13 protein-coding genes are annotated in these 13,398 nt (G+C 72.2%); 5 read left to right on the forward strand and 8 right to left on the reverse strand.

The features are described 5' to 3' along the window. Positions 1 to 68 precede the first annotated feature (68 nt). A complete protein-coding gene (locus ACFTZL_RS29150; RefSeq protein WP_382588530.1) occupies positions 69 to 1,043 on the reverse strand; it encodes an FAD-dependent oxidoreductase in 975 nt (324 codons plus the stop codon). Positions 1,044 to 1,109: 66 nt separating this feature from the next. Here ACFTZL_RS29150 and ACFTZL_RS29155 point away from each other — a divergent pair, with 66 nt between their 5' ends. Then, positions 1,110 to 2,132: an oxidoreductase gene (locus ACFTZL_RS29155; RefSeq protein ID WP_382588532.1), complete on the forward strand. Its 1,023-nt coding sequence runs from the start codon at positions 1,110 to 1,112 to the stop codon at positions 2,130 to 2,132. 25 nt (positions 2,133 to 2,157) lie between these two features. Then, the gene (locus ACFTZL_RS29160) at positions 2,158 to 3,798 is read left to right on the forward strand and encodes an ABC-F family ATP-binding cassette domain-containing protein (RefSeq protein WP_382588533.1); all 1,641 of its coding nucleotides are present in this window, start codon (positions 2,158 to 2,160) and stop codon (positions 3,796 to 3,798) included. On the opposite strand, the gene ACFTZL_RS29165 is transcribed toward ACFTZL_RS29160, so the two are convergent. The 4 genes from ACFTZL_RS29165 to ACFTZL_RS29180 form a co-directional block, all read right to left on the reverse strand. Then, complete coding sequence (locus ACFTZL_RS29165; protein WP_382588535.1) at positions 3,795 to 4,343, reverse strand: putative glycolipid-binding domain-containing protein; 549 nt, start codon at positions 4,341 to 4,343, stop codon at positions 3,795 to 3,797. The genes ACFTZL_RS29160 and ACFTZL_RS29165 overlap by 4 nt on opposite strands. A 113-nt stretch (positions 4,344 to 4,456) precedes the next feature. Further along, on the reverse strand, positions 4,457 to 6,844 hold the full coding sequence (locus ACFTZL_RS29170) for a Tex family protein (protein WP_382588537.1): 2,388 nt from the start codon (positions 6,842 to 6,844) through the stop codon (positions 4,457 to 4,459). A gap of 102 nt (positions 6,845 to 6,946) precedes the next feature. Next, on the reverse strand, positions 6,947 to 7,078 hold the full coding sequence (locus ACFTZL_RS29175) for an LPFR motif small protein (protein WP_010042827.1): 132 nt from the start codon (positions 7,076 to 7,078) through the stop codon (positions 6,947 to 6,949). A gap of 126 nt (positions 7,079 to 7,204) precedes the next feature. Next, positions 7,205 to 8,074, reverse strand: a complete 870-nt coding sequence (locus ACFTZL_RS29180) for a hypothetical protein (protein ID WP_382588539.1) — start codon at positions 8,072 to 8,074, stop codon at positions 7,205 to 7,207. A gap of 114 nt (positions 8,075 to 8,188) precedes the next feature. Between ACFTZL_RS29180 and ACFTZL_RS29185 the strand changes: the two genes are divergently transcribed. Both ACFTZL_RS29185 and ACFTZL_RS29190 read left to right on the forward strand, forming a co-directional pair. Next, a complete protein-coding gene (locus ACFTZL_RS29185; protein ID WP_382588541.1) occupies positions 8,189 to 9,148 on the forward strand; it encodes a GlxA family transcriptional regulator in 960 nt (319 codons plus the stop codon). A gap of 64 nt (positions 9,149 to 9,212) precedes the next feature. Then, a complete protein-coding gene (locus ACFTZL_RS29190; protein ID WP_382588543.1) occupies positions 9,213 to 9,848 on the forward strand; it encodes a DJ-1/PfpI family protein in 636 nt (211 codons plus the stop codon). Here ACFTZL_RS29190 and ACFTZL_RS29195 read toward each other — a convergent pair. Further along, positions 9,835 to 10,590: an enoyl-CoA hydratase/isomerase family protein gene (locus tag ACFTZL_RS29195; protein ID WP_382588545.1), complete on the reverse strand. Its 756-nt coding sequence runs from the start codon at positions 10,588 to 10,590 to the stop codon at positions 9,835 to 9,837. The two genes, ACFTZL_RS29190 and ACFTZL_RS29195, sit on opposite strands and share 14 nt — an antisense overlap. A 218-nt stretch (positions 10,591 to 10,808) precedes the next feature. Here ACFTZL_RS29195 and ACFTZL_RS29200 point away from each other — a divergent pair, with 218 nt between their 5' ends. Continuing rightward, a complete protein-coding gene (locus tag ACFTZL_RS29200; RefSeq protein WP_382588551.1) occupies positions 10,809 to 11,309 on the forward strand; it encodes an ATP-binding protein in 501 nt (166 codons plus the stop codon). A gap of 50 nt (positions 11,310 to 11,359) precedes the next feature. Here ACFTZL_RS29200 and idi read toward each other — a convergent pair whose 3' ends face one another. Together idi and ACFTZL_RS29210 are read right to left on the reverse strand one after the other, a co-directional pair. After that, positions 11,360 to 11,953, reverse strand: a complete 594-nt coding sequence (idi, locus tag ACFTZL_RS29205) for an isopentenyl-diphosphate Delta-isomerase (RefSeq protein WP_382588547.1) — start codon at positions 11,951 to 11,953, stop codon at positions 11,360 to 11,362. A 291-nt stretch (positions 11,954 to 12,244) separates the two neighbouring features. Further along, positions 12,245 to 13,183: a cation diffusion facilitator family transporter gene (locus tag ACFTZL_RS29210; protein ID WP_382588549.1), complete on the reverse strand. Its 939-nt coding sequence runs from the start codon at positions 13,181 to 13,183 to the stop codon at positions 12,245 to 12,247. Positions 13,184 to 13,398: the final 215 nt, after the last annotated feature.

A 13,398-nucleotide genomic window follows, 5' to 3' on the forward strand; every position in this document is an offset into this window, starting at 1 on the left:
GGACGGCGTACGCGATCCAAGCAGTGCCCTCCGGGTCCCGGGGGAGACCCGCTGATCCGCTGACCCCCTCAAGGGCGCACGGCGGCCGGTTCCTCGCCCAGCGCGAGCCCGGCCGCCTCCTCCGCGCATCCCCACGCCACCGTGACCCCCGCGCCGCCGTGGCCGTAGTTGTGCACCAGGAGCCGGCCGTCCGGCAGGGCGTCGCGGTCCAGGCGGACCGCGGGGCGGGCGGGGCGCAGTCCGACCCGGTGCTCCAGGACGCGTGCGCCGGTGATCTCCGGCCGCAGCGCCGCGCAGCGGCGGACGATCGCCTCGGCCGTCGCGGGGTCGGGCTCCGCCGACCACGCGTCCTCCTCCGCCGTACCGCCGAGGACGAGCCCGCCCGGCTGCGGAAACATGTACGCGTAGTCCCCGGCCGCGTCGGTGGTGACGAGAAATGTGTCGATCCCGGGGTTCTCCACGACCACCAGTTGCCCGCGCACGGGCCGCACGGACGGATCCGGCACCAGCTCCCGCGCCCCCAGCCCCGTGCAGTTGACCACGACCGGCGCGTCGGCCTCCGCGAACGAGGACACCGTACGCGCCTCGACCACCCCGCCCGCCGCCACGAACCGCTCCCGCAGCCACGGCAGATGAGACGGCATGTCGATCAGCGGCAGCCGTGCCCGGACGCCCGTCCCCGCGTACTCCCCGGCCGTGGCCGGCCGCAGCTCCGGCACCCGCCCCGCCAGCCACCCGTCGACCTCCTCGAGACGGGTCTCGCCCAGTACCCCCTCGACCATGCGTACGCCGGTCGGTCCGGGCCGCGCCGCCAGCTCCTCGTACACCTCCAGCGACCGCAACGCCCACTCACGCGCGAGCGCGACCGGCTCGATCCGATATGGCCACCACAGCGCCCCCGCGACTGCTGACGTGGTCGCCTCGACGGCATCCCGCGTCCACACCCGCACCCGCCGCCCGCGTTCGGCCAGCAGCACCGCGGTCGTCAGCCCGACGACCCCGCCACCGACCACCAGGATCTCGTCACTTCGCTCGCCCGCCATGCCGGGACCGTAGCGGAATGTGTCATGCCGTGCTCACATCACGCCCAGTGTGGGGATACTCACAGCATGTGTGCCGAATACGCGACCTTCGGCCTGGCACCCGCGATGCGGGCCGGCGGAGTTCTCCACGACGGCGGTTACCAGGTCCACCGGGACTTCGTGGACTTCATCGTCGACGGACGCCCGCTGCTGTTCCGGCTCTCCGACCTCGACGCGGTCTCCCCGCTCGCCTCCGACGTCCCGCCCGCCATCTTCACCGCACAGGTCCGCAGCCTGCTCCTGGAAAGCCCGGCACCCCTGCCCGGTGGCCGCTACGTCGTCTACGGCTGCCCCGAGTGCGAGGACCTGGCCTGCGGAGCCGTCACCGCGGTCATCCGGCGGGACGGCGAGGACTTCATCTGGCGGGACTTCGCCTGGCAGACCGACGAACACGCCGACCTCGACCTCAACGGCTACCACGGCATCGGCCCGTACCGCTTCCGCGGCGCCGAGTACCGCGCGGCCCTGAGCGCCCTGCTGAACGGCTCCGCCCCGGACACCCGGCGCCGCGTCCTGCTGATCGGCGCCCGTGTCGCCGTCCTGGCCAAGCTCGCCGCGGCGTTACGCACCATCGGCGTCGGCGCCGACATCGCCCACGACGCCGACGGAGTGCCCGCCGACGAACTGCGCGCCTACGGCGCCGTCGCCTTCGGCCGCGCGACCGGCGAGCGGGACCGTGCCGCCGTCCGCCGCGCCTTCGAGCAGGCCGAGGTCCCCGTCGCCTACGTCGACGGCCTCGCCCCGATCGTCCCCCTCCTCGTCGCCCAGATCGAACACGCCCTGGACCGGGGCACGGTGGCACAGCACCGCCTCACCGGCCTGACCGCCGCCGACGGCGGGGCGGACATCGAGGTCACCTCCGCCTGCCGGGTCACCCTCACCGCGTACCGCCTCGACCTGCTCTCCCGCACCCACACCCACGAGATCTTCGACGGCGTCCTCGAACCGGGCCGTCACCACATCGCCCTCGACGCCAGGGCGGCGAAGGGACGGTCCTACGTAGTGGCGCGCACCTCAGGAAGTGTCCTGGTGACGGCAGTGACCCACTGAGCGGCCCATTAAAATCAGCGATCTGATGACTGCCACCCTCGTCGCCAAGAACCTCGCCGCCGGCCACGGCGACCGCTCCCTGTTCACCGGGCTCGACCTCGTCGTCGCGCCCGGCGATGTGATCGGCCTGGTCGGAGCCAACGGCGCCGGCAAGTCCACCCTGCTCAGGATGCTCGCCGGACTCACCGCACCCGAGCAGGGCGAACTGCGCCTGTCCCCACCGACCGCCACCGTCGGCCACCTCCCGCAGGAGCCGGACCGCCGGCCCGGCGAGACCGTACGGGCGTTCCTGGCCCGCCGCACCGGCGTCGCCGAGGCCCAGCGGACCATGGACGAGGCGACCCAGGCCCTGGTCGACGCGGCCCCCGGTGCCGACGACGCCTACGCCACGAGCCTGGAGCGCTGGCTCGGGCTCGGCGGCGCCGACCTCGACGAACGCGCCGAGGAGGTCGCCGACTCACTGGGCCTCGCGGTCGACCTGGACCAGCCGATGACGTCCCTGTCCGGCGGCCAGGCGGCCCGCGCCGGCCTCGCATCCCTGCTGCTCTCCCGCTACGACGTCTTCCTCCTCGACGAGCCGACCAACGACCTCGACCTGGACGGCCTGGAACGCCTCGAGCGCTTCGTGAGCGGTCTGCGCGCCGGCACGGTGGTCGTCAGCCACGACCGCGAGTTCCTCACCCGCACCGTCACCAAGGTCCTCGAACTCGACCTCGCCCAAGGGCAGATCAACCTCTACGGCGGCGGCTACGAGGCCTACCTGGAGGAGCGGGACGTGGCTCGCCGGCACGCCCGCGACGAGTACGAGGAGTACGCCGACAAGAAGACGGCCCTCCAGGACCGCGCCCAGACACAGCGGTCCTGGATGGACAAGGGCGTGAAGAACGCGCGCCGCAAGGCGGGCAACGACAACGACAAGATCGGCCGCAAGTTCCGCAGCGAGGCCAGCGAGAAGCAGGCCGCGAAGGCCCGGCAGACCCAGCGCATGATCGAGCGTCTCGACGTCGTCGAGGAGCCGCGCAAGGAGTGGGAACTGCGGATGGAGATCGCGTCGGCCCCGCGCTCGGGCGCCGTCGTCGCGACCCTGCGGGAAGCCGAGGTGCGCCGCGGCGACTTCGTCCTCGGCCCGGTGTCCCTCCAGATCGACTGGGCGGACCGGGTGGCGGTGACCGGCGCGAACGGCGCGGGCAAGTCCACGCTGCTCGCCGCCCTGCTCGGCCGCGTCCCGCTCGACGCCGGGCACGCCGCGCTCGGCTCCGGTGTGCTGCTCGGCGAGGTCGACCAGGCCCGCAAGCTGTTCCACGGCCAGGAGGCCCTGCTCGACGCCTTCCGCGCGGCCGTCCCGGACACCGAACCGGCCGAGATCCGCACCCTCCTGGCCAAGTTCGGCCTCAAGTCGGAACATGTCCTGCGCCCCGCGGCGACCCTCTCCCCGGGCGAGCGCACGAGAGCCGCCCTCGCGCTGCTCCAGGGCCGGGGCGTCAACCTCCTGGTCCTCGACGAGCCGACCAACCACCTCGATCTGCCCGCCATCGAGCAGCTCGAGTCGGCCCTCGACGCCTACGAGGGCACGCTCCTGCTGGTCACGCACGACCGCCGCATGCTGGACGCCGTCCATGTGACGCGCCGCCTGGAGGTGGCGGACGGCAAGGTGACCGAGCGCTAACGGGCCGTCAGGCGGGTGGCGAGGGAGGGGTACTCCACGACGTACCCCTCCTCGTCGAACTCCAGGTCGCTGCGGAAGTCGCCGGAGGCGAAACGGACCCGCCCGGGCCCGAGATGCGTGTACGTCTGCCGTGACGGCCGCACCGCCAGATCCGGCACCGACACCCAGGCCATCAGGAACTCCCGCCCGCCGGGCGCCTGATGGAGCCCGTGCCGGAGCACCGGCATGGTGTTGGTGAGCGGGCACAGCCCGAGGTCGCAGTCGAGCGCACCGTCGACATCGGACAGCGGCTCGCCGTTCCCGGTCCATCGGCCCTGACCGTCGTGGAGCAGATCGAGCGAGCGGGTACCGGCCTCGGCTTCCGCGGTGACACTCAACCGCCGGGTCACGAAGCCTTCGGCCGTCTCGAGCTCGTACGAGATCCAGTACGGCTCGGGCACGGTACCGACGGCCCGCCCCCGGGCCCGCAGCACACCGTCCTCCTGCTCGGCCCAGGCGGTCTCGAACCCCTGGCTCCCGGACACTTCCCAGGTGATGGCACCCATCCAGCAACCCTAGAACGGAAAGGGCGCGAAGCGCCTCTTTCCCAGGGGCGCGGGGAACTGCGCGACCAGCCACAACGGCCCCGCAGCTCCCCACAACCTCCCTGGCGGAGCTGTCAGCGCTTGCGCCCCTTGGGGTCCGCCAGCCCCGCGCGGCGCAACGCATCGGCCATCGCGCTATTGGCAGGCGGCGGCGCCTGACGCGAACCGCCACCACCGCCACGCCCGCCCTGCCGCTGCTGCGGCGGACGCCCGCCCCGCTGCCGGCGCTCACCGGAGCCGCCGCCCTGGCCCTGCGAGGCCGCCGCCTCGTCGTCCAGCCGCAGCGTCAGCGAGATTCGCTTGCGCGGGATGTCGACGTCGAGGACCTTCACCTTGACGATGTCCCCGGGCTTCGCCACGTCCCGCGGGTCCTTGACGAACGTCTTCGACATCGCGGAGACGTGCACGAGGCCGTCCTGGTGCACACCGACGTCGACGAACGCCCCGAAGGCGGCGACGTTCGTCACGACGCCCTCCAGGACCATCCCGGCCGACAGGTCGGAGATCTTCTCCACGCCCTCCTGGAAGGCGGCCGTCTTGAAGCCCGGACGCGGGTCGCGGCCCGGCTTCTCCAGCTCCTTCAGGATGTCGGTGACGGTCGGCAGACCGAACGTCTCGTCCACGAAGTCCTGCGCCTTCAGCGAGCGCAGCGCACCGGTGTTGCCGATCAGCGCGGCGACCTCCTGGCCGCTGGTCTTCACCATGCGCCGCACGACCGGGTAGGCCTCCGGGTGCACGCTGGACGCGTCCAGCGGGTCGTCACCGCCGCGGATCCGCAGGAAGCCCGCACACTGCTCGTACGCCTTGGGGCCGAGCCGTGCCACCTTCTTCAGACCGCCCCGGGCCGTGAACGGCCCGTTGGCGTCCCGGTGCGCCACGATGTTCTCCGCGAGGCCGGAGGTGATGCCCGAGACCCGGGCGAGCAGCGGGGCCGACGCCGTGTTGACGTCCACGCCCACGCCGTTCACACAGTCCTCCACCACCGCGTCCAGCGAACGCGACAGCTTCAGCTCGGACAGGTCGTGCTGGTACTGGCCGACGCCGATCGACTTCGGGTCGATCTTCACCAGCTCGGCCAGCGGGTCCTGGAGCCGGCGCGCGATCGACACGGCACCGCGCAGCGACACGTCCATGTCGGGCAGCTCCTGCGAGGCGAAGGCGGACGCCGAGTACACGGACGCGCCGGCCTCGGACACCATCACCTTCGTGAGCTTCAGCTCCGGGTGCTTGGTGATCAGCTCGCCGGCGAGCTTGTCGGTCTCGCGGGACGCCGTGCCGTTGCCGATGGCGACCAGCTCGACCGCGTGCTCCTTCGCGAGCCGGGCCAGCTTGGCGACGGCCTCGTCCCACCGGTTGGCCGGGACGTGCGGGTGGATGACGTCCGTCGCGACGACCTTGCCGGTGGCGTCCACCACGGCGACCTTCACACCCGTACGGAAGCCGGGGTCCAGGCCGAGCGTCGCGCGCGTGCCCGCCGGGGCCGCGAGCAGCAGGTCGCGCAGATTCGCGGCGAAGACCCGCACCGCCTCGTCCTCGGCGGCCGTGCGCAGCCGCAGCCGCAGGTCGATGCCGAGGTGCACGAGGACGCGGGTGCGCCATGCCCAACGGACCGTGTCCTTGAGCCACTTGTCGCCGGGGCGGCCCCGGTCGGCGATCCCGAACCGGTTCGCGACGATGCCCTCGTACGAGGACGGGCCGTCCGTGGCCTCCTCGGGCTCCAGGGCCAGTTCGAGGACGTCCTCCTTCTCGCCGCGCAGCATGGCGAGGATGCGGTGTGAGGGGAGCTCGGTGAACGGCTCGGCGAAGTCGAAGTAGTCGGCGAACTTCGCGCCCGCCTCCTCCTTGCCGTCCCGCACCTTGGCGGCCAGCCGCCCGCGCACCCACATGCGCTCACGCAGCTCGCCGATCAGGTCGGCGTCCTCCGAGAACCGCTCGGTGAGGATCGCCCGGGCACCGTCGAGGGCGGCCTGCGGATCGGCCACGCCCTTGTCGGCGTCGACGAACGCGGCGGCCGCGGCGAGGGGCTCGACGCCCGGATCGCCGAGCAGCCCCTCCGCCAGCGGCTCGAGACCCGCCTCGCGGGCGATCTGCGCCTTGGTGCGCCGCTTGGGCTTGTACGGGAGGTAGATGTCCTCCAGGCGCGCCTTGGTCTCGGCGCCCCGGATCCTTGCCTCCAGCTCCTCGGTGAGCTTGCCCTGCTCGCGCACCGACTCCAGGATCGCCGTCCGCCGCTCCTCGAGCTCCCGCAGATAGCGCAGCCGCTCCTCGAGCGTGCGCAACTGCGCGTCGTCGAGCATCTCGGTCGCTTCCTTGCGGTAGCGAGCGATGAAGGGCACCGTAGAACCGCCGTCGAGCAGTTCCACGGCGGCCCTGACCTGCCGCTCCCGTACGCCGAGCTCCTCGGCGATCCTGCCTTCGATGGACCCTACGTTGATGGACCCGTTGGACCCGGGTGTCGTCACGATCCCGTACCGCCTTCTCCACTGAGGTTGCGCGGCAATTGTGGCAGGTGACACCGACACTCGGGGTCCAGGGCAGCCCGGCAGGTCGGGAGTGGCCCCCGATCAGACCCTGCGGCTGCGGGTGGAGGACGAGGCTCCGCCGAAGAGCCGGGCCAGGGCCCGGAAGGGCAGCGTCACGACGGTGGCGATGGCGCCGCCGATCTGGCGCAGCACGTCTGCGATAGCACGGAACACGTTCATTCCCCTTTCCTCTCCCGACCGCGCTGGCCGGTAAAGAGCGGGTACCTCACTAACGCTTCACCATGCGTCACGACCGAACACGCGTGCCCGGGGTGGTTCACAGTCGGTGCGCCGCAGCCCTCAGCCCTTGCCGATCAGATCCGCCGGAAAGGCCCCGGCCACGAGAGCGGCCTGCGCGAAACCGCCGCCGAGCTCGGTCAGCCGGGCCACACCCTCCGGGCCCAGATGCTCGTACGGGGCCCGGTCGAGCCGGTCTGTCTCCCGCTCGATCTCCTCGCGCAGGGCGACGCCCCGCTCGGAGAGCTCGCCGGTCGCGTCCAGCAGCCCGCGCTCACGCAGCCGGTCCGTCGCCGCGTCCCAGTCCTCCTGGCTCCAGCCCCGGGTGGTGAACACCCACTTCGGCGCCATGCCCTTGCCCGTCGCCGTGTGGGTCACCATCGCCTCGAGACCGTCAAGACCCGCGGACATCAGGGCGGCCAGGTGGCCGTCGCCCCGGTGCTCGCGCAGCAGGGTCGCCGCGTGCCAGTACGCGAGGTGCGGCTCCTCGGGGACGGGCAGGTCGGCATGGGCGGCGTACAGCGGCCTCGCGCCGCGCGAACAGGCCTCGGTGGCGCGCAGCGCGAGCCGCGCGGCCTCGGCCATCTCCGCCGACGCCAGGGCCTCTTCGCCCAGCAGGCGACGCAGTGTCGCGTCGACCGCACGCGCGCGTGCCGCCAGCACCTGGCCGGGTGTGGCGCTCTCCCACACCGCCGGCACATGCCGGGCCACGAGCTCGTACTTGTAGTTGTAGAAGGTCGCCGCCACCGCACCGGGCCCGACCGGGCCGAGGGCGGCGGAGCGCACGGCGAAGTTCACGGCGTGGGGATGGGTGATCCCGGCAGCACCCACTTCCCGTCCCAGATCCGGCGAGAAGTAGTGCGTCGCGTGCAGAGAGTTGAGCACGTTCTGGCAGCGTCGGCCGGCGTGCGGCTCAAGGGCGGCAGTCGTCATGCCCGGCAGGTTACCAACCGCTTGGTATGCCCTCTACGGCCGCACATCGCATGGCAGGAAAAGTGGGGAATTCGTCATTGCGGCCACACTCCGGGCCCGCGAAGAATCAAGGGCATGGCCCAGCGCACCGTTCTCGCCGTCCTCTTCGACGGCGTGCAGAGTCTCGACGTCACGGGGCCCGTGGAGGTCTTCGCAGGCGCGGAGCTGCTCTCCCCGGGGACGTACCGGCTCCGCACGGCCTCCCCGGACGGCGCGCCCGTGCGCACCACCAGCGGTCTGACCCTCGTGCCCGACGAGTCCCTGGACGGCGCGTCCGACGCGCACACCCTGCTCGTCCCCGGCGGTCCGGGCTCCCTGAGCCCCGACCCGCGTCTGGTCGACTGGGTGCGCGAGCACGGGCCGCGTGCCGTGCGTCTGGTCTCCGTTTGCACCGGTGCGGCCGTGCTCGCCGCGGCCGGGCTCCTGGACGGCCGCCGCGCCACGACCCACTGGGCGTACTGCGACCGGCTGGCCCGCGACCACCCGGCCGTCGAGATCGACCCCGACCCCGTCTACGTACGCGACGGGCACATCGCCACCTCGGCCGGTGTCACCGCCGGCATCGACCTCGCCCTGGCCCTGGTCGAGGAGGACCTGGGCCGGGACGCCGCCCTGGCCATCGCCCGCCACCTGGTGGTCTTCCTGCGCCGCCCGGGGAACCAGGCCCAGTTCAGCGCCCAGCTCGAAGCCCAGACCGCTCACCGCGAGCCCCTCCGGGACGTCCAGCGGTTCATCACCGAACGCCCGGACGCCGACCTCTGCGTGGAGGCACTCGCCGCCCGCGCCCGCCTCTCACCCCGCCACTTCGCCCGAGCCTTCCGGGCCGAGACCGGTATGACGCCGGGCCGGTACGTGGACCGGGTCCGCCTCGAACACGCCCGCCGTCTCCTCGAGGACACCGCCGACGGCATCGAGGAGATCTCCCGCGCCAGCGGCTACGGCACCCCCGAGGCCATGCGCCGGGCCTTCGTCAAAGCCCTCGGCGCGCCCCCGGCCGAGTACCGCCGCCGCTTCCGCCCCGCGACCACGCCCTGAGCCCCATCGGAACGCCTCGAACCGACTCGCATCGACCGACTCGCATCGACGGAAGGAACCCCGCATGCAGATTGCCATCGTCCTCTACGACCGCTTCACCGCCCTCGACGCCGTCGGCCCCTACGAGACCCTCGGCCGCCTCCCGGACGCCGAGACCGTCTTCGTCGCCGAGCGGACCGGCCCCGTGCGGAACGACACGGGGAACCTCGCGCTCACCGCCGACCGGGCCCTGGCCGACGTACCGCACCCGGACATCGTCGTCGTGCCCGGCGGCCCGGGCCAGGAGGCGCTGATGGCGCACGAGCCGCTCCTGGACTGGCTGCGCGCCGCCGATGCCGGCAGCACCTGGACGACGTCCGTGTGCACCGGCTCCCTGCTGCTCGCCGCCGCCGGACTCCTCCGGGGCCGCCGCGCGACCTCCCACTGGCTGACCCTGGAGGAGCTGAAGCGCTTCGGCGCCGAGCCCACGGGGGAGCGGGTCGTCACCGACGGCAAGTACGTCACCGCGGCCGGCGTCTCCTCCGGCATCGACATGGGACTGACCCTCCTCGGCCGGATCGCGGGCGACGAACACGCCCAGCTGGTCCAGCTCGCCACCGAGTACGACCCGCAGCCGCCCTACGACGCCGGATCGCCCGAGAAGGCCCCCGCGTACCTCGTCGAACTGCTCCGCTCGCACGCCGACGTCATCCTGACGTAGACACACTCCAGTCGAATCGCGGCTGCCTGCGCTCCAGGAACGCGGCGACGCCCTCCGCGGTGTCGCCGCTCGCGCGCGCCTGCCCGGCCCAGTGCGCGTCCCGGTCCGTACCGCCGTTCGCGAACTCCTTCGCCGCCGCCTGCGTGAGCTGCGAACGGGACACCAGGATCCGGGTGAACTCGGAGACCCGCTTGCCGAGTTCGCCCTCGGGCAGCACCTCGTCGGCCAGACCGGTGCGCAGCGCCCGCTCCGTGTCGATCAGCTCACCGGAGAACAGCAGGTACTTGGCGGTGGCCGGACCCACCAGGGACACCAGCCGCCCGGTCGAGGACGCCGGGTACACGATGCCGAGCTTCGCGGGCGTCACACCGAACAGCGCGCCCTCCTCGGCGAACCGCAGATCACAGGCCGCCGCGAGCTGGGCCCCGCCGCCCACACAGTGCCCGCGCACCGCGGCCAGCGTCGGCTTCGGAAACGCGGCGAGCGCCTCCTCGGCCCGCACGGCGAGACCCTGTGCCTCCTCGGGCGAGCCCCGGAGGGTCGAGATGTCGGCCCCGGCGCAGAACGTCCGGCCCTCGCCGGTGAGCACCAGCGCCCGCACGGCCGGATCGCCGGCCGCCCCCTCCAGCAGCGACGGCAGCGAGCGCCACATCGCGGCCGTCATGGCGTTGCGCTTCTCCGGATGGCGGATGACGACCGTCGCGACCGAGTCGGTCACGCTGTACAGCAACTGCGGCTCCATGCGCCGGATGCTATCCGGAAGGCAAACCCGTACAACCCGAATAGTTCGCCGAGACGGCACAACAGGGACAGGACCAGTCCCACAACTGACCGTGTCATACGCCAACGGTCAGAAGTGCTCGATAGTTGCTGACTTCTGTTCAGTCCCGGGGTGCGGAGCGCATCGTTACCAACACTCGAGATGTGGCGACAATCGAGCGCGAGGGTGGCGACCGGACGATGGACGACGAGGGGCGTGGGCCCGGCCCACGTCCACAGGGCGGCGCGGTGCCCCTCGGGCCCGCGGATCCGCTGCCGTACGAGGGGGTCTGGCGGTTCACCGCGCCGGCGGTCGACGCCTCGGTCCCGCAGGCGCGGCACGCCGTACGGGACCTGCTGCTGCGTCAGGGTGTGCCGGTCTCGGACGAGCTGGCCCAGGGGCTGCTGCTGATCGTCTCGGAGCTGGTGACGAACGCCGTGAAGCACGCGGCGGTGCTGTCGCCGACGGTCGCCGTCGAAGTGGCCGTCGGGGCCGAGTGGCTGCGGGTGTCCGTGGAGGACAACCACCCGTACCGGCCCACCGCCCTGGAGGCCGACCACGGCCGGACCGGCGGCCGCGGACTGCTCCTGGTGCGCGAGGTCACCCGGGAGGCGGGCGGCAGGTGTGAGGTCGAATACACCGCGAGCGGCGGCAAGGTGATCTGGGCCGCCCTGCCGCTCAAGCCCGCACGCTTTCCTTAAGGCCTGACCGGTTCCTCAGAACCTGCCTGGCGGTGCCGCCAGGATCTTCGTCACCAGCCGGCCGATTCTCCCGTCAGCTCCCTGATCGCCGGCCGGGCCGCGTCCAGGACGGTCATGAACCAGGACGAGAAGGTGTCCTTGGCGTGCCGCTCCGCCAGCTCGGGCGGGGTCACGAACGCCGTCGATGCCACCTCCTCCGGATCCGGCCGCAGCACGGCCTGCACCATGCCGACGAAGAGGTGGTTGTACTCCTGCTCCACAAGACCGGACTCCGGGTCCGGGTGGTTGTAGCGGACCGTGCCCGCCTCGGCGAGCAGGGACGGGGAGGCGCCGAGTTCCTCGAAGGTCCGGCGCGCCGCCGCCGCGAAGGGCGCCTCGCCGGGGTAGGGGTGGCCGCAGCAGGTGTTGGACCACACACCGGGGGAGTGGTACTTGCCCAGCGCGCGCTGCTGGAGCAGCAGCCGGCCGTACTCGTCGAAGAGGAACACGGAGAACGCGCGGTGCAGCTGTCCGGGTGGCTGGTGGGCGGCGAGCTTCTCCGCGGTGCCGATCGTCACGCCGTCCTCGTCGACCAGTTCCAGCAAAATCGCGTCTGCGGTGCCGTTCGACGGGTTGTGCGTCGCGGTGGCAGGTGTGATCGGCATACCCATCCTTCACATCGGTCTTCGCGCCCCAAGTCTGCCGTACGAATCCGGCACTCCCGGCACTTCGCAGCGTGCCCGCATGTCCCGCGCGGCAGCGCGGAGCGCGGACGGCGCCGCTCGACGCCTGAAGAGGGACCCAGGAGCTGATCGTGCCCGGCGCGATGGGCCGAAAATCGTCCCTGCCGGTGCGGGGAGGGGCAGGGCGTGGGCGTGCGCCGTAGCGCTGCGTCCCCCGGCGCACTCGGATCGGAATGCGCCCCACCAGCCTCGGACACCTCATCAGCCACCGCGTCAGTGGCAGAGGTGCGCCTCGTGCTCCGCGTGCCCGGTCGGCTCCAGTTGGAAGGTGCAGTGCTCCACGTCGAAGTGGTCCCCGAGGCAGCCCTGCAGCTCGTGGAGCATCTTCTCGTGGCCTATCGAGCTCAGCGCCTCCGAGCTGACGACCACATGCGCCGAGAGCACCGGCATGCCCGAGGTGATCGTCCAGGCGTGCAGGTCGTGGACGTCCTCCACCCCGTCGGTCGCCAGGATGTGGGCCCGTACCTCCGCCATGTCGACGCCCTTGGGTGCCGCCTCCAGTAGGACGTCGAGCGTCTCGCGCAGCAGCTTCCAGGTGCGTGGCGCGATCATCAGGGCGATGACCAGCGAGGCGATCGGGTCGGCGGCCTGCCAGCCGGTGAGCATGATCACCGTGGCCGAGACGATCACCGTGACGGAGCCCAGCGCGTCCGCCGCCACCTCCAGGAACGCGCCGCGCACGTTCAGGCTCTCCTTCTGGCCGCGCATCAGCAGCGCCAGCGACGCCATGTTGGCGACCAGGCCGATCACGCCGAACACGACGGTGAGCCCGCCCTGGGTCTCCGCAGGTGTGATGAAGCGCTGGACCGACTCGTACACGACGTAGCCGCCGACCCCGAGCAGCAGCAGACAGTTGGCCAGGGCGGCGAGGATCTCGGCGCGTGCGTAGCCGAACGTGGCCCGGTCGCTGGGCGGGCGGTTCGCGAAGTGGATCGCGAGCAGCGCCATGCCCAGGCCCAGCGCGTCCGTCGCCATGTGCGCCGAGTCCGCGACGAGCGCGAGCGAGTCCGCGAGGAGCCCGCCGACGATCTGGACCACCACGATGCCGAGCGTGATCGCCAGCGCGATCCGCAGTCTGCCGCGGTACGCCGACGTCGCGGTACCACCGGCCGACGCTCCGTGCGCGTGCCCGTGATCGTGCCCAGCCCCCATGAAAGCCGCCTCCTGTGTCCGTCCGATCCTGCCCGGGCACCCCAGTGAACTACGGGGAGGGGGTATGTGCAACGCGGCACTGAACACCGTTGTCATGTGCCCTGACCTGCGGAAACGATGCGCAGGTCAGGGCGCCCTCAGCGCGTCAGGAGCCGTTCAGGAGCCGTGGTGCAGCAGCCAGCCGCGCCACGCCGACTCGGCCATCTCGCGCACCC

Source organism: Streptomyces sp. NPDC056948 (assembly GCF_042674225.1).
Classification (GTDB): domain Bacteria; phylum Actinomycetota; class Actinomycetes; order Streptomycetales; family Streptomycetaceae; genus Streptomyces; species Streptomyces purpurascens.

Coding starts and splice junctions, on each gene's coding strand:
- ACFTZL_RS29150 (WP_382588530.1), bottom strand. CDS start 1,043: ATGGCGGGCGAGCGAAGTGACGAGATCCTGGTGGTCGGTGGCGGGGTC.
- ACFTZL_RS29195 (WP_382588545.1), bottom strand. CDS start 10,590: ATGGAGCCGCAGTTGCTGTACAGCGTGACCGACTCGGTCGCGACGGTC.
- idi (WP_382588547.1), bottom strand. CDS start 11,953: ATGCCGATCACACCTGCCACCGCGACGCACAACCCGTCGAACGGCACC.
- ACFTZL_RS29210 (WP_382588549.1), bottom strand. CDS start 13,183: ATGGGGGCTGGGCACGATCACGGGCACGCGCACGGAGCGTCGGCCGGT.
- ACFTZL_RS29180 (WP_382588539.1), bottom strand. CDS start 8,074: ATGACGACTGCCGCCCTTGAGCCGCACGCCGGCCGACGCTGCCAGAAC.
- ACFTZL_RS29155 (WP_382588532.1), top strand. CDS start 1,110: ATGTGTGCCGAATACGCGACCTTCGGCCTGGCACCCGCGATGCGGGCC.
- ACFTZL_RS29185 (WP_382588541.1), top strand. CDS start 8,189: ATGGCCCAGCGCACCGTTCTCGCCGTCCTCTTCGACGGCGTGCAGAGT.
- ACFTZL_RS29200 (WP_382588551.1), top strand. CDS start 10,809: ATGGACGACGAGGGGCGTGGGCCCGGCCCACGTCCACAGGGCGGCGCG.
- ACFTZL_RS29165 (WP_382588535.1), bottom strand. CDS start 4,343: ATGGGTGCCATCACCTGGGAAGTGTCCGGGAGCCAGGGGTTCGAGACC.
- ACFTZL_RS29190 (WP_382588543.1), top strand. CDS start 9,213: ATGCAGATTGCCATCGTCCTCTACGACCGCTTCACCGCCCTCGACGCC.
- ACFTZL_RS29160 (WP_382588533.1), top strand. CDS start 2,158: ATGACTGCCACCCTCGTCGCCAAGAACCTCGCCGCCGGCCACGGCGAC.